This window comes from Synechococcus sp. ATX 2A4, assembly GCF_024346375.1.
Lineage (GTDB): Bacteria > Cyanobacteriota > Cyanobacteriia > PCC-6307 > Cyanobiaceae > MW101C3.
Map to the genome: position 1 here is coordinate 25,598 of NZ_JAGQCV010000016.1, position 19,038 is coordinate 44,635.

The 19,038-nt window shown below is 66.4% G+C and carries 16 protein-coding genes and 1 pseudogene; 10 read left to right on the plus strand and 7 right to left on the minus strand.

Going from position 1 to position 19,038, the window contains the following annotated elements:
- Positions 1–9: 9 nt before the first annotated feature.
- Both KBY97_RS13335 and KBY97_RS13340 read left to right on the plus strand, forming a co-directional pair.
- Complete coding sequence (locus KBY97_RS13335) at positions 10–933, plus strand: 6-carboxytetrahydropterin synthase (protein ID WP_255147634.1); 924 nt, start codon at positions 10–12, stop codon at positions 931–933.
- A complete protein-coding gene (locus KBY97_RS13340) occupies positions 930–1,631 on the plus strand; it encodes a RibD family protein (RefSeq protein WP_399217851.1) in 702 nt (233 codons plus the stop codon). The genes KBY97_RS13335 and KBY97_RS13340 overlap by 4 nt, the downstream gene beginning before the upstream one ends.
- Here KBY97_RS13340 and KBY97_RS13345 read toward each other — a convergent pair.
- Complete coding sequence (locus KBY97_RS13345; protein ID WP_255147637.1) at positions 1,616–2,059, minus strand: hypothetical protein; 444 nt, start codon at positions 2,057–2,059, stop codon at positions 1,616–1,618. The two genes, KBY97_RS13340 and KBY97_RS13345, sit on opposite strands and share 16 nt — an antisense overlap.
- A gap of 62 nt (positions 2,060–2,121) precedes the next feature.
- Between KBY97_RS13345 and KBY97_RS13350 the strand changes: the two genes are divergently transcribed.
- Together KBY97_RS13350 and KBY97_RS13355 are read left to right on the plus strand one after the other, a co-directional pair.
- Positions 2,122–3,300, plus strand: coding sequence for a GNAT family N-acetyltransferase (locus KBY97_RS13350; RefSeq protein WP_255147639.1), 1,179 nt, complete (start codon positions 2,122–2,124; stop codon positions 3,298–3,300).
- A gap of 16 nt (positions 3,301–3,316) precedes the next feature.
- Positions 3,317–3,700 carry a DUF4346 domain-containing protein gene (locus KBY97_RS13355; protein WP_255147642.1) on the plus strand — a complete coding sequence of 128 codons (384 nt, stop codon included), beginning with the start codon at positions 3,317–3,319 and terminating at the stop codon, positions 3,698–3,700.
- Positions 3,701–3,727: 27 nt separating this feature from the next.
- Here the strand turns inward: KBY97_RS13355 and KBY97_RS13360 are convergent, their stop codons facing one another.
- The 3 genes and pseudogenes from KBY97_RS13360 to rimO form a co-directional block, all read right to left on the minus strand.
- The gene (locus KBY97_RS13360; RefSeq protein WP_255147644.1) at positions 3,728–5,332 is read right to left on the minus strand and encodes a B12-binding domain-containing radical SAM protein; all 1,605 of its coding nucleotides are present in this window, start codon (positions 5,330–5,332) and stop codon (positions 3,728–3,730) included.
- Positions 5,333–5,645: 313 nt separating this feature from the next.
- Positions 5,646–6,535 (minus strand): annotated as a pseudogene (locus tag KBY97_RS13365) (MFS transporter); the annotation flags it as partial.
- The gene (rimO, locus tag KBY97_RS13370) at positions 6,532–8,007 is read right to left on the minus strand and encodes a 30S ribosomal protein S12 methylthiotransferase RimO (RefSeq protein WP_255147646.1); all 1,476 of its coding nucleotides are present in this window, start codon (positions 8,005–8,007) and stop codon (positions 6,532–6,534) included. The gene rimO and the pseudogene KBY97_RS13365, both read right to left, overlap by 4 nt.
- 168 nt (positions 8,008–8,175) lie before the next feature.
- Here rimO and KBY97_RS13375 point away from each other — a divergent pair, with 168 nt between their 5' ends.
- Positions 8,176–9,102 carry a vitamin K epoxide reductase family protein gene (locus tag KBY97_RS13375; protein ID WP_255147649.1) on the plus strand — a complete coding sequence of 309 codons (927 nt, stop codon included), beginning with the start codon at positions 8,176–8,178 and terminating at the stop codon, positions 9,100–9,102.
- Between the two features lie 31 nt (positions 9,103–9,133).
- On the opposite strand, the gene nadB is transcribed toward KBY97_RS13375, so the two are convergent.
- From nadB to KBY97_RS13390, 3 genes are all read right to left on the minus strand, one after another.
- Positions 9,134–10,798 (minus strand): L-aspartate oxidase, encoded by a 1,665-nt coding sequence (gene nadB / locus KBY97_RS13380; protein ID WP_399217852.1) that lies wholly within the window; start codon positions 10,796–10,798, stop codon positions 9,134–9,136.
- A 157-nt stretch (positions 10,799–10,955) separates the two neighbouring features.
- A complete protein-coding gene (psbU, locus tag KBY97_RS13385) occupies positions 10,956–11,333 on the minus strand; it encodes a photosystem II complex extrinsic protein PsbU (protein ID WP_255147652.1) in 378 nt (125 codons plus the stop codon).
- A 145-nt stretch (positions 11,334–11,478) separates the two neighbouring features.
- Positions 11,479–12,105 carry a DUF3120 domain-containing protein gene (locus KBY97_RS13390; RefSeq protein ID WP_315857171.1) on the minus strand — a complete coding sequence of 209 codons (627 nt, stop codon included), beginning with the start codon at positions 12,103–12,105 and terminating at the stop codon, positions 11,479–11,481.
- A 249-nt stretch (positions 12,106–12,354) separates the two neighbouring features.
- On the opposite strand from KBY97_RS13390, the gene KBY97_RS13395 reads away from it, so the two are divergent.
- The 5 genes from KBY97_RS13395 (at position 12,355) to KBY97_RS13415 (ending at position 18,832) form a co-directional block, all read left to right on the plus strand.
- Entirely contained in the window at positions 12,355–13,230 is an 876-nt protein-coding gene (locus tag KBY97_RS13395) for an undecaprenyl-diphosphate phosphatase (RefSeq protein ID WP_255147654.1), read from the plus strand.
- A gap of 116 nt (positions 13,231–13,346) precedes the next feature.
- Positions 13,347–14,735, plus strand: a complete 1,389-nt coding sequence (locus KBY97_RS13400) for a TIGR03279 family radical SAM protein (RefSeq protein WP_255147657.1) — start codon at positions 13,347–13,349, stop codon at positions 14,733–14,735.
- A gap of 68 nt (positions 14,736–14,803) precedes the next feature.
- Positions 14,804–16,564: a TolC family protein gene (locus KBY97_RS13405; protein WP_255147659.1), complete on the plus strand. Its 1,761-nt coding sequence runs from the start codon at positions 14,804–14,806 to the stop codon at positions 16,562–16,564.
- 67 nt (positions 16,565–16,631) lie between these two features.
- The gene (locus KBY97_RS13410; RefSeq protein ID WP_255147660.1) at positions 16,632–18,032 is read left to right on the plus strand and encodes a BCD family MFS transporter; all 1,401 of its coding nucleotides are present in this window, start codon (positions 16,632–16,634) and stop codon (positions 18,030–18,032) included.
- Positions 18,029–18,832 carry an inositol monophosphatase family protein gene (locus tag KBY97_RS13415; RefSeq protein WP_255147662.1) on the plus strand — a complete coding sequence of 268 codons (804 nt, stop codon included), beginning with the start codon at positions 18,029–18,031 and terminating at the stop codon, positions 18,830–18,832. Before KBY97_RS13410 ends, KBY97_RS13415 begins: the two co-directional genes overlap by 4 nt.
- The last annotated feature ends 206 nt before the right edge of the window (positions 18,833–19,038 follow it).

Below are 19,038 nucleotides of genomic sequence, written 5' to 3' on the forward strand. Positions count from 1 at the left end.
TTCCCGGTGATGACGGCAACTGCCACCAGATCCCCCCGCCATGGCCGCGGCCGCGGCTGCGTGATCACCCGCAGGGCCACCTTCAGTGCCAGCCATCTGTATGCCCTGCCTGAGCTCACGCCGGAGCAGAACCAGCAGCGCTTCGGCCGCTGCAGCCTGGCTCCAGGCCATGGCCACAACTACGAATTGATCGTGGCGATGGCCGGCCCGCTTGATGGCGACGGCATGGTGCTGAACCTCTCTGAGGTGAAGCACGCCATTCGTCGTGAGGTCACCGAAGCGCTCGATTTCCGGTTCCTCAACGATTGCTGGCCGGAGTTCGATCTGCATCGGCCCGAGGGCCGTCTGCCCACCACCGAAGCCCTTTGCCAGGTGATCTGGCAGCGTCTGGCTCCCCACCTGCCGGTGGTGGGTCTGCGCCTCTACGAGCAATCCACCCTCTGGGCCGATGTCCTCGGCGATTCCATGGAAGCCTTCCTCTCGATCCGCACCCACTTCGCCGCTGCCCACCGTCTGGCCCGGCCCGAGCTCTCGATGGCTGAAAACGAGGCCATCTACGGCAAGTGCGCCCGCCCGCACGGCCACGGCCATAACTACCTGCTTGACGTCACCGTGCGCGGCACGATTGATGCCCGCACCGGCATGGTCTGCGATCTGGCCGAGCTGCAGCGGGTGGTGAACGAGCTGGTGGTCGAGCCGTTTGATCACACCTTCCTCAACAAGGATGTGGCCCATTTCGCCGACTGCGTGCCCACCGCCGAGAACATCGCGCTGCACATTGCCGATCTCCTGAGCGCTCCGGTGGCCGCCGCCGGAGCCACGCTCCACAAGGTGCGCCTTCAGGAGAGCCCCAACAACGCTGCCGAGGTCTACGCCGAGGTGCCGCAGCTGGAGATGCGCCCCCAGGCGCTCGAAGCCCTCGCCTACGCCTGAGCCACTCCGCCGCCACCCCCCCGCTGCCCCAGCTGCGGCTGGTGCTGGCCATCAGCCTTGATGGCCGCCTCGCGCCCGCCGGGGGCGGCGCAGCTCAGTTCGGCGGCGCCGGTGATCGTGCCGTGCTGGAAGCGTCCCTGGCCTGGGCGGATGGCTGCCTGATCGGAGCCCGCACCCTCCGCGTGCACGGCACCACCTGCTTGATCCGCGAGCCTGGCTTGCTGGCCCGGCGCGCCGCCCAGGGCCGTTCACCGCAGCCGCTGGCCGTGGTGGTCAGCCGCAGCGGCCAGATTGCGCCCACGCTGCCGTTTTTCAGCCAGCCGCTGCGGCGCTGGCTGCTGCAGGCCGCCGACCCGGCCCCATTGCTCCTGCCGGTGCCCCCCGGCTTCGAGCGACGGTTGGAACTGGGCCACTGGGCCGCCTCTCTGGCTGAGCTGCGTGCCCTGGGGCTGGAGCGTCTGGTGCTGCTTGGGGGCGCCGAGCTGGCGGGTGCCCTGCTGAGTGCCCAGCTGGTGGATGAACTGCAGCTCACCCTGTGCCCGCTCCTGCTGGGTGGGCCCCACACCTGGCTGCCGGCGGCTGCGCTGGCCGCGCCATCGGCGTGGGAGTTGGTGGAGCACCACGACCTTGGCGGCGGGGAGCTGCTGCTGCGCTACCGGCGCCCAGCGGCTCTGGCCTGTGCTCAGCGGGAGCCCTGAGGGCTGAAGCGGCGCCCGAGATCCTCCAGCGACACATCCTTCAGGCTCTCAGCCGGCAGGCCCAGCAGCTTGGCGGCGCAACGCTTGGCCACCGCCTCGCTGTCGTCGCCGAAGCGGCCGCCCAACATTTCGGTGATCACACCAAAGGTGCGGCCTGTGGCTTCCGATTCCCGGATCAAGCAGGTGCTCACCGGCCCCGCCAGCTGGCGGCAGGGTTGCCGCAGGCTCCGCTCCAGCCCTGCCGTGCCCCCTGCGCCCAGGCGCACGCACAATTCGGCCAACCGGTTCTCCAGCTGGGGGCGCATCAGCAGCAGCAGGGGCTGCAGCAGACTCGCCGCCGCCCGCTGCCCGCTGCCGGCGGTGACAACGAGCAGGCCGAGCCCCAGCAGCCAGGCCAGGGCGTGTTGTTTGGCGGTTCCGTGGCGCACCGTAATCCGGCTCCTGTGGTTAGTTTTGCGTGCGATGCGATGCACGAGCGTGGTGCGGCGGCATGGCTGAACTCGAGACCCGCTGGCACCCGTCCACCGCCGGACTCAGCGAAGCCCAGTGGCAGGAACTCTGTGGCGCGGCCCGGATCCCCTTCTTCAGCTGGCGCTGGCTGCATGGTCTGGAGGCCTCCGGCAGCATCGTTCCCCGTCAAGGATGGCAACCCTGCCATCTGGGGGTCTGGCGGGGCGAGGCGCTGGTGGCGCTGGCGCCGCTCTACCTCAAGGGCCACAGCTACGGCGAATTCGTTTTCGATCAATCCTTCGCCCAGCTCGCAGGACAGATGGGCCTGCGGTACTACCCCAAGCTGGTGGGGATGAGCCCGGTGAGCCCGGTGCAGGGGTACCGTTTTCACGTGGCCCCCGGCGAAGATGAGGCCGGTCTCACCCGCTTGATGCTCGAAGAGATCGACCGCTTCTGCCGGGAGCAGCGGCTGTTGAGCTGCAACCTGCTGTACGTCGATCCCAGCTGGCAGCCCCTGGCGGAAGCGGCGGGCTGGGCCACCTGGCTCAACCAGCAGAGCCTCTGGAGCAACCCAGGTTTTGCCAGCTTCGACGACTACCTGCTCGGCTTCAATGCCAACCAGCGGCGCAACATCCGCCGTGAGCGCCGCGCCGTGGAGGAGGCGGGCCTCACGGTGAGCCCACTGGCGGGGGAGGAGATTCCGGCGGTGATGCTGCAGCGCATGCACGGCTTCTATGAGCAGCATTGCGCTCGCTGGGGGGCCTGGGGCAGCAAATACCTCACCGAGGACTTCTTCCGCTACGCGGCCGAACACCTGCGCCCCGATCTGGTGCTGTTCAGCGCCCACCGCGGTGATCCGTTGGTGCCGGTCGCCATGTCGCTGTGCGTGCGCAGCCACGAGGGCCTGTGGGGCCGTTATTGGGGCAGCAACGAGGAGATCGAGAACCTCCACTTTGATGTCTGCTACTACGCCCCGATCGAGTGGGCGATCGGCCAGGGCCTGCGCTGGTTCGATCCCGGTGCGGGCGGTAGCCACAAGCGCCGCCGCGGCTTCGTGGCCCAGCCGCGGGCCAGCCTGCACCGCTGGAGCGACCCCCGCTTCGATCGCCTCGTGCGTCAGTGGCTGCCCCACGCCAACGCCCAGCTGCTGGAGGAGATTGAAGCCGTCAACGCAGAACTGCCGTTCTGCCGACGGGAGTTGCCCCTGGCAGCGGTCTGATTCCTACGATCAGCCGATGAACACTCTCCTCTGCGAGCGCGACAGCCTCGATGAGCGGCTGTCGCAGCGCTCCATCGCCCTGGATCCCGCCGGCTACTTCCTGATCAAGCTGGATGCCGCCGCCGGTGAATTGATCGCCGAGCACTACAGCAACGGCATCGATGACCGTGGCCTCGCCACCGACCCCGACACCGGGGAGGTGCTGAGCTGCCGTGGCACCGGACCGCGGGCCCCTCTGGCCACTTACCGGGGACGGACGGCGAAGGAACTTGGTATCCGGCTCACCGAAACCGCCGAACCGTTGCCGCTCAGCCGCCTCGACCACGCCCTCTACCTCGGGCGCGAACTGCAGAAGGCGGAAGCCTGCCTGCACATGGGACTTCCTTACATCCAGGATTAAAGAGCGGAGGGAAGCCCCTGCCGGCGTTCAGGCCGGCTGCAGCTCCTTCTCCACGCTGGTGGCGGGAGGTAGTTCAGGCGGCAGCGTCTTGAGCTGCTCCTGGATCTCCATCGTCACCACGCTGCGGTATTCCAGGAAGTGCTCGTTGTGGGCCAGCACCACCAGGAACTGCTCCAGCTGGCTGGGATTGCGGCGGGCGATGTCGAGCATGTAGCGCCAGAAGCGGGTACGGGTGTTTCGCTTGATGCCTTGCCTCCACACCACGATGCTGAGCGCGCGCACGTCACTCATGGCGGGAAGTTTGGGCGCCCCGGTGGATGGCCGCAGGAACTGGTGCCAGCGGGGTGTGCCCACCTTGAGGTAGTAGCTGTGCACCCGGTCCATGTAAGCGTTGGGCTCATAGAGCGCGCAGAACGCGTCCACGTATTCGTTGGCGATGTCGCGGATCGGCCGGGTGGGTACGAAGTTGAGCAGGTTGGTCTGGTTCACGCCCTTGGCGGCGGCTTTGTCCTGAATCAGCCGGCCTTCCTTCTCCAGCCGGTGCCACAGCCCAGTGTTCGGCAGGGCCTGGAGCATGCCCATCATCGCGGCGGGAATGCCGGTGCGGGTCACGAACTCCACGATGCGCTGGCCGGCGCCGGTCTTCTCACCGTCGAAACCAATGATGAAGCCAGCCATCACCCGGATGCCGTAGGAGGTGATCCTGTCGACGGATTCTTCCAGGGAGCTGCGGGTGTTCTGCAGTTTTCGCGCTGTTTCGAGGCTGGCTTCATCCGGAGTTTCGATGCCCAGGAACACGCTGTCGAAGCGGCTCTCGGCCATCATCTGCATCATTTCGTCGTCGGCGGCGAGATCGACGGAGGCTTCCGTGGCGAAGCTGAATGGGTAGTCGTGCTCGATCTGCCATTGCTTGAGGGCCGGCAGTAACAATTTGGCGTTGCGTTTGTTACCAATGAAGTTGTCATCCACCAGGAAGATCGAACGCCGCCAGCCCAGGTCGTAGAGGAACTGAAGTTCGGCAATCAGTTGCGCCGGTTCCTTGGTGCGAGGCTTGCGTCCATACAGCACGATGATGTCGCAGAACTCGCACTGAAAAGGGCAGCCCCGCGAGAACTGCACCGACATCGAGTCGTAAGCATCCAGCTCAAGCAGGTCGAAGCGAGGAATCGGCGTGCCGGTCACATCCGGCTTCTCACCATTGGAGCTGAAGCGGCCACTGGAGGCGCCGCTTTCGATCGCCTCGATGAACATCGGCAGGGTGATTTCCCCCTCGTCGAGCACCTTGAAGTCGGCCAGATCGAGCTCGGGTGCATCGGGTGTGGAGCTGGCGAAGGGGCCGCCCACCGCCACGGGAAGGCCGCGCTGCTTGGCGTTGGCGATCTGGGCGGCCATGTCGCCCTTCTGCACGATCATCCCGGAGATGATCACCAGTTCAGCCCAGGCCCATTCCGCCTCGGTCACTTCGCGCACGTTGCGGTCGGCCAGCTTGAACTCCCAGTGCTGCGGCAGAAGGGCCGCCACGGTCACCATGCCGAGCGGCGGCAGCAGAACTTTCCGGTTGACGAGCTCGAGGATCTTCTCGTAGCTCCAGAACGTCTTTGGAAATTCCGGGTAGATGAGCAGGGCGCGCATGCCGTTCCGGGTCAGGGTGAGACACGTAACCCACGCCGCAGGAGGCGGCAGGGAACTGCCGTGAGTAGCAGCCACCCTAGGGGCTCCCCAAGGAAGCAGACTTGTTCTGCTCTAATGGGTGGACGATTTCACATCCATCGCCATGGGCATTGCGCTGTATCTGGCTCTTGTGGTTGGTGGTCTGGTCACCGCCTTCGCCATCACCACCGTGCTGCGCGGCATCAAGCTGATCTGAAGCCGCGTCAGCCCAGTCCCGGCCACGTCCTACGCCGCTCGGCCGCTCATTGCCGCCAGCTGTTCTGAGCCCTTCAGCCTCCTGGAGCAGCAGCCGGCCCCAGCCTCGCGCCAGCTTCATCACGGCGAGTGCCATCCCCACCGACCCCATCAGGGCAAAGGTGGCCGGAACCCCCACCCTGAGGCAGAGGGTGGCTTCCAGCAGCCCGCTCAGCCCTCTGCCGCCGAGAACGGCGATCTGAGCCAGCCCGGCCGCCAGCACGCTGGTGAACGGGCCCAGGTCCTGCGGACTGGGTCCGAGCACCTCCGCGGCGATCAACGGTGCCAGCTCCGGATGAAAGAACACCGCCAGGCAGGCCAGCCCGGTGAACACCAGCACGTGATGCGGCGTCAGCAGCCACACCACCGCGGCGATCGGCAGCAGATAGGAGGCGGCATCGATCGTGAGCGTGGCCGCCGGACCAGTCAGGGCCAGCAGCACCCCGCCCACCAGGGGGCCCACCAGTTTCCCCTCGTTGAACACCACCGCGAAACTGGCCAGATAGAGAGGAGAGTTGGTTGCTGGGGTTCGTCCACCAACAAGGGGCAATATTTCTGGCGCGCCGTGGGCTCAAAGGCGCCGGAGACCCCCACCACCAGGGTTCTCAACATCAGCAGCGCCACCTGAGCCGTTCCGGTGAGCAGGGGAATGGTGATCGCCCCGAGGGCGGCGCCGCCCACCAGCCCCCATTGGGACAGCACCGGGATCCGCCCACAGCCCAAACGGTCGGTGAGCACTCCTGCCTGGCCGCTCACCAGCAGACTGGGCAGGGCCAGGCCTGCGAAATTGACGGCAAGCAGCAAGGGGTTGCGCGTGCCGTTCATCAGGATCCAGGCCTTGGCCGTGATGCCTGCGAAGGATCCGGCCGTGCTCACCCCTGAAGCGATCAGGAAGGTGGTGCGTTGATGCCGTCGGATCCAGTCCTTCAATCGCTGTTGCCGCGCGAGGCTCGCGCCTGAAGCACCATCGCCGCTGTGCCCACCACTTCCCCTTCCAGGTCGTAGGGATGGGCCGCGGTGATCCGCACCGGCACCATCTGGCCCGGCGAAGCCGTCAGGCCGCCCTCGCCAGGCTTCACCCGCACATCGCCATCCACATCGGGCGCGAAGCGGGCGCAGCGTCCGATCAGTTCGCCGCTGGCAGGGTTCTCCTGCTCGATCAGCACATCGACGATCCGGCCCACCCAGGCGCCGTTGCGTTCGGCGGCGATCGGCTGTTGCACTTCCATCAGCCGGTTGCGGCGCTGCTGGGCCACGGCGGCGGGCACGGCATCGGGCAGATCGACGGCCGCCGTTCCCTCCTCGGGCGAAAAGGTGAACACACCCACGTGATCGAAGCGCTGCGTGGTCACGAAGTTGAGCAGGTGCTCGAAGTGCTCCTCGGTTTCGCCCGGAAAGCCCACGATGAAGGTGGTGCGCAGCACCGCTTCCGGCAGCAGCTCGCGGATGCGATCGAGCAGATCGCCGTTCACATTCGCCTGCCAGGGGCGGTTCATGGCCCTCAGCACGTCGGGATGGCTGTGCTGCAGGGGTAGATCCAGGTAGGGCAGCACGTTGGCCACCTCCCGGTAGGCGGCGAGCACCGGAGGCGTCAGGCCGGTGGGATAGGCGTAGTGCACCCGGATCCAGGGGATCTCCACCTCGCCGAGCGCGCGCAACAGCTCCGCCAGCTGCGGACGCCCATAGAGGTCGAGGCCGTAATTGGTGGTGATCTGGCTGATCAGGATCAGCTCCTTCACCCCCTGAGCCGCCAGTTGCCGTGCTTCGGCCACGATCGACTCGATCGTGCGGGAGCGCTGATCGCCGCGCAGCTTGGGAATGATGCAGAAGGCGCAGCGGTAGTCGCAGCCTTCGGCCACCTTCAGGTAGGCCACCGCCTCCGATGTGGTGCGGTAGCGGGGCAGGTGCTCATCGGCCACGTAGGTGGGGGTGGCGCTCACCCGGTTCACCCGTTCACCTGCCTCCACCCGCCGCAGCACCTCCACGATGTGCTGGTAGTCGCCAGTGCCCACGATCGCCCTGGCTTCCGGCAGGGCATCCAGCAATTCCTCCTGGAAGTGCTGGGCCAGGCAGCCCGCGATGATCAGCTCCTTGCCCTGTTCGGCCAGCTCCACCAGCGTGCGTACCGATTCTTCCCGGGCGTCCTGGATGAAGCTGCAGGTGTTCACCACCACCACCGACGCCTCGCTCTCATCGGCGCTGACGCCGTAGCCGGCTTCTGCCAGCAGACCGAGCATGTGTTCGGTGTCCACCCGGTTCTTTTCGCAGCCGAGGTGCGCAAACGCCACGGTGGGCGGGCGGCTGGCTGCCGTCGGAGCTCCGGCGGGCGACTCCGGAGCGAGGGAAGGGGCGGAACCGACCACCGAGGAATCGATGCCGGCCCTGGCGGTGGCGTGGCGCATGGAGGAGGGAAGACCGGGGCCGTCGAAGGGCCAATGGATCACCCTATGGGAGAAGGGCCGGTGCTTGGCACCCACAGCGCTTCATCGTGGGCGGGTGGTGACCTCCGGCCTGCCGGTGGACGCCCTGAAACGGAAGCTGCCACAATCGCTGCAGCGAGCGTCAGTGCTTTGACCCCCTCCCGTCTTACCAGCCGACTCAGCAGCCGTCGCCGCGGTGAAGCCGGCAGCCGCTGGGTGCGGGTGGCCATTGCCGTGCTGGCCACGGTCGGTGTGATCGATACCGGTGCCATCACCCTCAAGCGCTGGGGCCTGATCGGCCCGCTCAGCTGCCCCGGTGGTGGGGATGGCTGCGACAAGGTGCTCAGCAGCGTCTGGGGCAGCCTGTTTGGCCAGCCCCTGTCGCTGTTCGGTTTTCTGGCGTATTCGGCCTTGCTGCTGCTGGCCGTGCTGCCGCTGGTGGTGCGCGGCGAGCGCGGCAGCGACCTGCAGAGCCGCAGCTGGTGGGGCCTGTTCCTGCTGAGCGGCGCCATGTCGGTGTTCAGCCTGGTGCTGATGGGCCTGCTGATCTTCAAGATCCAGGCGTTTTGTTTCTTCTGCGTGCTCTCCGCGCTGCTCAGCGTGTCGGCACTGGTGCTCAGCCTGATCGGTGGTGACTGGGAGGATCCAGGCCAGCTCCTGTTCCGCGGCGTTCTCGTGCTGTTGGTGGTGGGCCTCGTTGGGCTCGGCTGGGCCGCCTCCGTCGACAGGCCGGCCGCCCTCAGCACCCAGGGCCTGCCTCCTGAAGTGGTCCGTCCCAGCACGGAAGCCACCATCTCCCTTGCCAATCACCTGAAGGCGGAGGGCGCCGTGATGTACTCGGCCTATTGGTGCCCCCACTGCCATGAACAGAAAGAGCTGTTCGGCAAGGAGGCCTACAAATCGCTCACCATCATTGAGTGTGCCCCTGATGGCGCCAACAACCAGACCGAACTCTGCAGGGAGAAGAACGTTCAGGGCTTCCCCTCCTGGGAAATTCGTGGCGAGATCACCTCTGGCGTGAAGCCGCTCGCCGGCCTTGCCAAGCTCTCCGGTTACACCGGACCTGACAACTTCTGAGCGGTGCTTCCAGAGCGTGAATCGCTAGCGGCTAGCCACTAAGCGCGTCGGCCAGTGGTGCCGTGCCGATCCCCTGCCCCAGCGTCTGCACGGTGTGGCGTTGCCAGAACGGTTGGGCACTCGGGCAATCGGTGCGGAAGTGACCCCCTCTGCTTTCGGTGCGAAACAGGGCGGCTTCCATCAACAGTTCGCCCAGTTCCTGTTGCCGCAAGAGATCCTGCAGCGGCCGAATCAGCTTCAGCTGATCCGCGTGGATCTCCAGCTGATCCATGGTCGCCAGCCGTGCCACTTCGGCCAGCAGGGGCACGCTCTCAAGCGTGCTGCGTTGCCTCTGGATCGCCGCCAGACCCTGGCGCAGGCTCGTGCCCCGTCGTTCAACACCGGCCACCCTCCAGCAGTTGCGGCGCAGGGATGCCACCAGGGCAGCAATGGCTTCAACGCTCACCATGCTGCCGAGACCGGAGCTAACGGCGCTGCATCCGGCACCGTTGCCCTTGACGCTTGCGTGGGAGCCCGACAACGAAAGCTCCGCCGTGGCACTGCGCGCCGCAGTACCAGCACGTGGTGCCGTCGAGCTGGCGTTGAGCTGGATCCGGCTCAACTGGCGCGCGAACACAAGACACTCCATCAGCGAATTGCTGGCGAGTCGGTTGGCCCCGTGCACTCCTGTGCAGGCCACCTCCCCCACGGCATACAGGCCAGGAATGCTGGTGGCGGCGTTGAGATCGGTGCTGACCCCTCCCATCCAGTAGTGGGCTGCCGGAGCGATCGGGATCGGTGCATCGGCCGGTTCGAGCCCCAGCTGGCGGCAGCGGCCCAGGATCGTGGGGAACTGCTTCTCCATGCGTGCGCTGCCGATGGGGCGCAGATCGAGCCAGAGGTGATCCACGCCCTGCTCGTGCATCGTGCGCACCAGTGCCCGGCTCACCTGGTCGCGAGGCGCAAGATCCCCGCCCGCCAGAGTGCGCACCGGGCTGCGGCCCTGCCTGTCGAGCAGCTTGGCACCTTCGCCCCGAACGGCTTCCGAGATCAGGAAGTGAGGAGCGCCAGGCAGCATCAGCGCCGTGGGGTGGAACTGCACGAATTCGAGATCCCGCACCTGCGCGCCCGCCCTCCAGGCCATGCCCACGCCATCGCCGGTGGCTTGCGAAGGATTGGTGGTTTTCTCAAACAGATGGCCGCCGCCGCCACTGGCCAGCACCACGGCCCCGGCGCGCAGCCAGCGCACCTGGTTGCCTTCCAGCACCTGCAGCCCCTGGCAACGGCCGGCATCGATCCAGAGCTGCAGCGCCATCACCCCCTGGCAGCGCACCAGCAGGGCGCGCCGATCGACCGCCCGCTCCAGTGCATCCACCAGGGCTCCGCCGGTGCGGTCCTGAGCGTGGAGCACGCGGCGATGGCTGTGGGCCGCTTCCAGGGTGGTGCTGAGGTTGGCGCCATCCCGATCGAAGTCCATCCCCAGTTGAAGCAATCGTTCCACGCAGTGCGGGGCTTCATGAACGAGCAACTCCACGGCGGCGGGATCGCAGAGCCCTGCCCCGGCCTTGAGCGTGTCCTCCCGGTGGCTGGCGAAGCTGTCCTCGGGGCGGGTCACGGCGGCGATGCCCCCCTGGGCCCAGCGGCTGGCTGAGCGTGGGCCCCGCTCCTTGCTGAGCAGCAACACCCTCAGTTCGCTCGGCAGCTCCAGGCAGGCCATCAGGCCGGCCGCACCCCCGCCCACCACCACCACATCCCAAGTGGCCGCCAGCGGCGGCTGGTGGGACGAGGGGCCAGGGGTCGGTGCGGTCAACGGAACGACAAAAAAGCCGCCGGATGAACCCCGGCGGCCAGATAGGAATCAGAAAGGAGCTGAATCAGCGGTAGACCCCGTTGTTGATGCGATCAAAACCTTCGTTGAGCGCAATGGAAGGAGGGGTGATCGTGAAGTTATCGCGGTACTTCTCAAACAGCTCCTTCTGGCGCTCCGTGAGGTCGAGGCTGAGCACGTCGTCGATGGTGTTGTAGGGCCCGCCCAGCACGATCTTGCCCGCCAGCGTGGGGTACATCCCCGGGAATTGCTGGAAGCTGCGGACCGGAGAATTGTTGAGATCCACCTTCCCCACGGCGGCGGCGATCGTGTCGTCCACCAAGTTCCGCGGGGCTTGCGCGAAGGCCGCCGGCGGCAGAGCCATGGCCATCAGCAGGCCCGCAAGAAGCACACCACTCGTTAGCCAGGCAACCACCCGTTTCATCGAAAATCTCCTGTTGAGGCTGCCGGTCGGCACCTCGGCAACGCTACAGCGCCTGCTTGCGATCCCCACCAAGCCAACCCCTGGCTTTTGCAGTTCTTCAATCGACGCACGATCGGGCGCGATGGGGCCGGCGTCGGAGGAGCGCTCAGATCAGGCCACTCAGGTGGGGGCTCAACAGCGCCGCACCCAGGAAAAGACCATCAACGGCCAGGGTGGTGATCAGGGCAGCGGCGGCCACCCGGCCACCGGTTCCCCGCAGCCACCAGCGACGCCCGAGCAGGATCAGCCCGGTGGCGATCGCAGCAATTTCGACCAGGGCCAGCGGCTGCAACACCAGGGCTGCGGCCTGGCGCAAGAGCTCAGGCGCCTGTTGAACCGGTGCCTGAAGCACTTCCGGCCAGAGCGGCATCACGCCAGTGAGCAGCATGGCGCCATCGGTGCAGGCCGTGCCCAGCAAGGAGGCGAGATAGAACGCCCCTGCGCTACGCCAGCGGGTCGAGAGTCCTGCCCAAGCGATCGGCACAGCGAAGGCTTCGACCGGTAGATGCCAGGCCGGGTGCAGCCGGAGCCAACCCCAGAAGAGACAACCCGCCAGCCAACTGCCGCTGAAACCCACCAGCACGGCGCCCAGTTCGCGCCACTGGCCCTGGCCGCCCCAGCCCAGAAACAACCCGGCGCTCAGCAGCACGGCGGTGAAGGCGGTGGCACTGGCGGGATGCAAGCGCACCCATGGCGCCTGCAGAAACACCGGCAGTGCAACAAGCAGCCCCACGGTGAGCGGCAGAAGCCAGCCCCGCTCGCGCGAGACAGGGGCGAGCCGGGCTGGCCAGGTGCTCCCGGATGGCTGCGGTAGGGCCAGAACCACCTCGGGGGATCGCTCCAGAGTCGAGACGCGGGCAAGGTAGAGCGAAACCCCGGGCACCTGCATGTATGAAGAAAGGTTGCCAACCTTAGGGGATGGCCCGGTGGCTGGCGCCAGTCACCCGCCATAAGGTCACTCCATGTCCTGACGGCCCTCCCCATGCCTCCTGCCTTTGCATCCCAGCCACCGGGACTGCTGGAGGCCTGCTGGCAGGCTCTTGTGCTGGGAGTGGTCCAGGGTCTGACCGAGTTCCTGCCGATCAGCAGTACCGCCCATCTGAAGGTCGTGCCCGTGCTGCTGGGCTGGGGTGACCCCGGCGTTGCCGTCACGGCTGTGATCCAGCTCGGCAGCATTGCCGCCGTGGTGGGGTATTTCCGCCGTGACCTGCTGGATGTGGCGGCGGGCATGTCCCGGGCCGTCCGTGATGGGCAATGGCGTGATCCGTCCGCCCGGCTGGGCTTGGCGATGGCCGTCGGCACCCTGCCGATCGTGGCCGCCGGCGGCGCCATCAAGCGCTTCTGGAGCGGTTACGAAACCTCCGTGTTGCGCAGCGTCCCCTCGATTGCGATCGTCTCGATCGTGATGGCGCTGCTGCTGGCCTGCGCTGAAGTGGTGGGGCGCCGGCGCAAGGAACTGCCCCAGGTGCGCCCCGTCGATGGCCTGGTGGTCGGGCTTGCCCAGATGCTGGCGATCATTCCGGGCGTCTCCCGATCCGGCAGCACCCTCACCGCCTCCCTGTTCGATGGCTGGCAGCGCCCTGCTGCTGCGCGCTTTTCGTTTTTGCTCGGCATTCCGGCGATCACCCTGGCCGGGCTGGTGGAGTTGAAGTCGGCGTTTGCTGCCAGCGCCTCGTTGGGCCCTCTGCCTCTACTGGTTGGGATCCTCTCGGCGGCGGTGGTGTCGTGGCTGGCAATCGCCTGGCTGCTCCGCTTCCTTCAGGCCCACAGCACCTGGGTGTTCGTGGCCTACCGGCTGGTGTTCGGCGTGGCACTGCTGGTCTGGGCCCGTCAGGCGGCCCCGGTCCTGCTCAATTGAACGCGCTGCCCAGAGCTTCCCTGCGCTGACCGGAGCTGATCTCAACAGAGCCGTGGAGGCAAGGCCCCCAGCCCTGCCTGCTGGGTTCCACACTGGAGCCTGATGTCCAGCGCCCGATGTGGAACGAACCATCCGCCGGCCTGGCGTTGGCCGATGCCACCCCGGGCCGTCAGCCCCAGCCCGCCGTGGTGGCCACGGTGGAGCCCGGTTCGATCGGCGAAGAGCTGGGCTTTCAACCCGGTGACCGGCTGCTGAGCATCAATGGGGTGCGTCCCCGCGACCTGATCGATCTGCAGGTGCTGGTGGGCGAAGAAGAGCTGGTGCTGGAGGTGGAGGATCCCGGCGGCGAGCGCCATCGGGTGGAGCTGGAAAAGGAGGCTGATGAGGGGCTTGGGCTGGGCTTCACCGAGGCGCTGTTCGATGGCCTGCGGCAGTGCAACAACCACTGCCCCTTCTGCTTCATCGACCAGCAGCCGCCTGGGCGTCGCGGCAGCCTCTACCTCAAGGACGACGACTACCGCCTCAGCTTTCTCTACGGCTCGTACCTCACCCTCACCAACCTCACCGCCGCCGATTGGGAGCGGATCGAGCAGCAACGGCTGTCTCCGTTGTTCGTCTCCGTCCACGCCACCGACCCGGACCTGCGCAGCCGCCTGTTGGTGAATCCGCGTGCCGGCCTGCTGTTGGAGCAGCTCGACTGGTTCGCCCAACGCCGCCTGCAGATCCACGCCCAGGTGGTGGTCTGCCCGGGACTCAACGATGGTGCGGCCCTCAAGCGCACCTTGCTGGATCTGGCGGAGTTTGCGTCGGGCCCCTGGCCTGCCGTGCTTTCGGCGGCTGTCGTGCCGGTCGGCCTCACCCGCTTCCGCCCCAGCGACGATGGCCTCAGACCCGTCGATTCTGCCTGTGCCAGGGGGGTGATTGCTCTGGTGGAGAGCCTGCAGCAAGGTTTCCAGCAGCGGCTCGACACCCGCTTCGCCTGGCTTTCCGATGAGTGGTATCTGATGGCCGGTCTGCCCCTGCCGGAGCGCGTCAACTACGAGGATCTGCCGCAGCAGGAGAACGGCGTCGGCAGCATTCGCGCCTTCCTCGAAGCGCTGGATCGGGCCACCATCTCCTTGCCGAAGCGGCTGCCTGTTCCGCGGCGCGTCAGTTGGGTGGTGGGTGGCCTGGTGGGCGGCGCGCTCGCCCCCGTGGTGGAGCGGCTCAACGCCGTGCAGGGGCTGCAGGTGCACCTGCACGGCCTGCCCAGTCCCTACTGGGGGCAGGATCTGGTGGTCACGGGCCTGCTCACCGGTTCAGATCTGCTGGCGGGCCTGGCCGGGGCTGATCTCGGCGACATGCTGCTGCTGCCAGGGGTGATGCTGCGCCAGGGAGAGCCGGTGTTTCTTGACGATCTTCCCTTGCGCGAGATCGCGGAACGTCTCGGGGTGCCGATCCGGGTCGTGGATGGGGCAGATGATTTCGTGTCTGCCTGTGTCGGCGCTCTCCCCCATCTTCCTTAAGCTCGGGAAACCACCAGGACTCACGACGCGTGCGCCCTTCCGTCCTTGCTTCGTGTGCTCTGGCAGGGATGGTGTGCCTTCCGCTCGGTGCACGTCCATCTCTCGCCCAGGGCTCCTTTGGCCAGCCGGCCAATTCCAACGCTGTTGCCCAGCAGCCCGCCAAGGCGGCTGAGCCCACCACCGGCGCTGCTGCCGATCCGTCGGCCCCCGCTGCCGTCCCGCCTGTCGTCGCCGGCTCCAGTGCCCTGCCCCTGGCCACCGATCTCAAGGGCGATCGCCCCCGCTCGGATCCCTCGGTGCTCACGCCGGCGGCCCGTCAGTTGCCCGAAGCGCTCCAACCGCTGCTCGCTCCCCCCTCGCTGGCACTGCCCGATCGGCCCGCCCAGGTGCGGATCCAGCAGCTGCGCCCGCTGGGGCTGCAGGAGGTGGAAACCCTGGCAGAGGTGAACAACCCCAACCTCAAGGCGGTTGCTTCGCAAGTGGACCAGGCCCAGTCGAACCTTCGGGCCCAGATCTCGGCGTGGTACCCCAACATCAACCTCACCACCCAGAACAATTTTCCGGCGCTGCGCAACAACTACAGCTTCCAGAACTCCTCCACGGGATTGTTCGCTCCAACCGGTGCCACCCGTGGCGCGCTGGTGGGTGCAGCGATGAACATCGGCATCAACTGGGATCTGATCAACCCCCAGCGGGTTCCCCAGATCGCCGCCGCCCGCGACAACTTCGAGAAGGCTCAGAACCAATACCTGATTGCCCTGCGCGATCTGCGTCTGCAGGCTGCCCAGGCCTACTTCGACCTCCAGCTCAGCGATGAGGGGGTTCGAATCGGTCAGGAATCCGTGCGTGCCTCGCTCGTCAGCCTCAAAGATGCCCGTGCCCGCTTCCAGGCTGGTGTGTCCACCAAGCTGGACGTGCTGCAGGCGGAAACCCAGCTCGCTCGCGACCAGCAACTCCTCACCAACCAGTTGTCCTCCCAGGCGATCGCCCGCCGCAGCCTGGCCTCTCTGCTGGATCTCCCGCAGGACGTCACCCCCACGGCCAAAGAACCTGCACGGGTGTTGGCCACCTGGATCCCCTCACTGCAGGAGAGCATCGTGGCGGCCTTCGCTTTCCGCGAGGAGCTCGATCAGGTGTTGCTCGACATCTCGATCGCCAACAGCAACGCCAATGCGTCCCTCGGCGCGACGCAGCCATTCCTCAGCATCGTCAACAACTTCGGCTGGGACCGCAACAATGGCCAGACCAACGTCCCCGAGGGACAGTCGATCAACTTCGACAACTACGCCTACTCCCTCGACAACGCCATTGGCCTGAACCTCCGCTGGACGCTGTTCGATGGTGGGCGCGCCGCTGCCGAATTCCGTCAGCAGAAGCAGGCGGCCCAGCAGAGCCGCTTCAACTTCGCCAGCCGGCGGGACGCGATCCGTTTTGAGGTGGAAACCAGCTTCTATCAGCTGCTTCAGAACAATCGCGACATCACCACCACGTCACGGGAGGTGATTTCTTCCCGTGAAGCGCTGCGGTTGGCCCGGCTGCGCTTTCAAGCCGGTGTCACCACCCAGCGGGAAGTGGTCGACAGCCAGCGCGACCTCACCCAGGCGGAGGTGCGTTACGCCACCGCCGTCACCGACTACAACAAGCGGCTGGCGGAACTGCGCCGGCGCACGGGCCTCGATCAGGTGGCCATCTGCAAGCCTCCGGCTCTGACAGCCGTGAAACCCGCGGTGGATCCCGCCACCCAGATTTCGATCGATCCCCAGCCGCTGCAACCGGCCTGTCAGGCCGAGGTCCGCGGCCCCGGTGGCGGGGTTCCGCTTTCCCGCTGAATGCCCCTTCTCCGTTGGCTGTCTTGTTTCCGTTGATAAGGTCACGGTGTCGTCGCCGACCACCCGGATGACCCCAGCAGCGACGGCGCGGCCAGGCCTTTCGTTCGTCACCACAGTCAGGCTGGGTCTGTTTCAGGGATCGCTCGGCTTCCTGGCGGTTGTGTTTGCGGGGCTGCTGAACCGGATCATGCTCAGTGAACTGGGCTTCCCAGGTTTGTTGGTGGGCGGGGCGTTGGCTTTTGAGCAGTTCGTCGCCCCGTCGCGCATCCTGTTCGGCCAGATTTCCGACCGCCATGCCATCGCCGGCCGCCATCGCACCCCTTACATCTGGGTGGGCAGCGCCTGTTTCTGCTCTCTGGCGGTGTTGGTGGTTCCGTTGATCTTCCGTCTGGCGGAGGCCAGGGACAGCCCTGGTGGCGAGGGGGTGATCCTGGGGATCGTGCTGTTGTGCGGTCTGTTCGCCTTCTATGGCCTGGCCGTATCCATGTCCACCACTCCTTACCTGGCCCTGGTGATCGACCGCACCGAGGAGCAGGAACGCCCCCGGGCGGTGAGCATCATCTGGTGCATGCTCACCATCGGCATCGTGATCGGTGCCATTGCCATTTCGCTGAGCCTCAGGGGCCTTGATGGCATCACCGATCGGGCCACCCTCGAAGCGGTTCTGGGTCCATTCATGGTGCGCTCGGCCGGGGTGGTGTTCCTGCTCACGCTCGTAGCCACCTGGGGGATCGAGCCCGCAAGCGCCGGTGAAACGCTGAGCCTTGCCGTCGACCGCGACGACGCCATCACCCCAGCGCGCGCCTGGCGCCTGATCCGATCAAGCGCGCAGGTGGCGATCTTTTTCACCTTCTTGATCCTGTTCACCCTGGCCCTGTTTCTTCAAGACCCGATCCTGGAAAGCTATGGCGCCGATGTGTTCGGGATGCCCATCGCTGCCACCGCATCGCTCAATGCGCTCTGGGGGGCGGGGACGTTGGTGGGCTTGCTGCTGGCCGGTTTGTGGATCGTGCCTGTTCTGGGCAAGTTCGGGGCGGCCCGCCTTGGCTGCCGGCTGATCCTGATCTCCCTCCTGCTATTGCTGCTGGCCGGTTTCACCGCCCGGGTTGCTGTTCTGCAAGGGCTGATGATTCTGTTCGGTCTGGCTTCCGGCATCGGAACCAACAGCGCGCTCTGCTTGATGCTTGATCTCACCTTGCCCGAGGCGGCCGGCACCTTCGTTGGGGTGTGGGGTCTGGCGCAGGCGTTTTCCAGGGCCATCGCCAAGTTGCTCGGCGGTGGTCTGCTCGACCTTGGGCGGGCTCTTTTCCCCGCTCAGGGACCGTTCCCCCCCTTCGCTCTGGTGCTTGGCATCGAGGCGTTGGTGGCACTGGCCGCCCTGCTGATGCTCAGCCGCGTCAATCTGCACCGGTTCCGTGAGGATACCGGCCGCAGCCTTACCCAGGTGCTTGCCATGGAGCTCGGATGACCGTTGCCCACGCGTTGCCGGCGGAAGCCCTGCGGCTCACGTCCCTGCTCGATGCAGTGGCCGAAAGGCAGCGACACGATTTTGGCCATATGGCTTCAGAAGCCAAGGCCGATGGCAGCTTGATCACCGCCTGTGATCGCTGGAGTGACGAGACGCTGGTGCAGGGTCTCGCTGAGCTCTATCCCGGCGAGGGAGTGCTGAGCGAGGAGGGGCGGCATCTCGTCCCAGCCACTGAGGCGTTCTGGGTGGTGGATCCCCTTGATGGCACCACCAACTACGCGGCGGGCATCCCCTACTGGGCCATATCGATGGCCCGCTTCGAGGCGGGCGTCCCCGTGTTGGCCCTGCTTGATGTGCCTCCCCTGCGGCAACGCATCGTGGCGGTGCGAGGTCAGGGGGCCTGGCGCAATGGCAAACGCCTCTTGCCCCCGTCCGCCCAGCAGCTGCAGACAGGCTGCGCGTCCCTATGTAGCCGGTCGATCGGTGTGCTGCAGAAGCTTCCCGACCGCAGATTCCCCGGCAAGATCCGCCTGCTGGGTGTCGCCAGCTTGAACCTCGTCAGCGTGGCGATGGGCCAGACCGTCTCAGCCCTGGAGGCCACGCCGAAGATCTGGGACCTGGCAGCCGCCTGGCTGGTGCTCACGGAGCTGGGCTGTTCCCTGCAGTGGCTGCAGCGCAGCCCCGAGCTGCTCCTCAGCGGCGAAAGCCTTGCCAGCACAGACTTTCCCGTGCTTGCTGCCAGCAATCCAGAGCAATTGGCGCGCTTTGCCCCGTGGGCAGAAGCCTTGATTGGGAGCTAAGGGTGGGTGAGTGTGCTAGTTTTTTGGACTGCGCGGGAGCCGAGAGGCACCTGCCGCAGTGCTTACAGAGGAGAAGGCGGAAGCCGACGATGCTGTAAGTTTTCAAAGCGGCTGAGGAAGCCGCGAGAGCCGAGCCCTGAAGAGGGCAAGGCGCACCTGGACAACTAAAAAAGTTTAGGAACTGACGCTTTTGCTGCGTCATGCCT

Excerpts from the sequence above, each read along its gene's own strand:
- KBY97_RS13335 (WP_255147634.1), top strand. The coding sequence starts at position 10 with ATGACGGCAACTGCCACCAGATCCCCCCGCCATGGCCGCGGCCGCGGC.
- KBY97_RS13350 (WP_255147639.1), top strand. The coding sequence starts at position 2,122 with ATGGCTGAACTCGAGACCCGCTGGCACCCGTCCACCGCCGGACTCAGC.
- KBY97_RS13355 (WP_255147642.1), top strand. The coding sequence starts at position 3,317 with ATGAACACTCTCCTCTGCGAGCGCGACAGCCTCGATGAGCGGCTGTCG.
- KBY97_RS13360 (WP_255147644.1), bottom strand. The coding sequence starts at position 5,332 with ATGCGCGCCCTGCTCATCTACCCGGAATTTCCAAAGACGTTCTGGAGC.
- rimO (WP_255147646.1), bottom strand. The coding sequence starts at position 8,007 with ATGCGCCACGCCACCGCCAGGGCCGGCATCGATTCCTCGGTGGTCGGT.
- nadB (WP_399217852.1), bottom strand. The coding sequence starts at position 10,798 with ATGGCCTGCCTGGAGCTGCCGAGCGAACTGAGGGTGTTGCTGCTCAGC.
- psbU (WP_255147652.1), bottom strand. The coding sequence starts at position 11,333 with ATGAAACGGGTGGTTGCCTGGCTAACGAGTGGTGTGCTTCTTGCGGGC.
- KBY97_RS13395 (WP_255147654.1), top strand. The coding sequence starts at position 12,355 with ATGCCTCCTGCCTTTGCATCCCAGCCACCGGGACTGCTGGAGGCCTGC.
- KBY97_RS13400 (WP_255147657.1), top strand. The coding sequence starts at position 13,347 with ATGTGGAACGAACCATCCGCCGGCCTGGCGTTGGCCGATGCCACCCCG.
- KBY97_RS13405 (WP_255147659.1), top strand. The coding sequence starts at position 14,804 with ATGGTGTGCCTTCCGCTCGGTGCACGTCCATCTCTCGCCCAGGGCTCC.
- KBY97_RS13410 (WP_255147660.1), top strand. The coding sequence starts at position 16,632 with ATGACCCCAGCAGCGACGGCGCGGCCAGGCCTTTCGTTCGTCACCACA.
- KBY97_RS13415 (WP_255147662.1), top strand. The coding sequence starts at position 18,029 with ATGACCGTTGCCCACGCGTTGCCGGCGGAAGCCCTGCGGCTCACGTCC.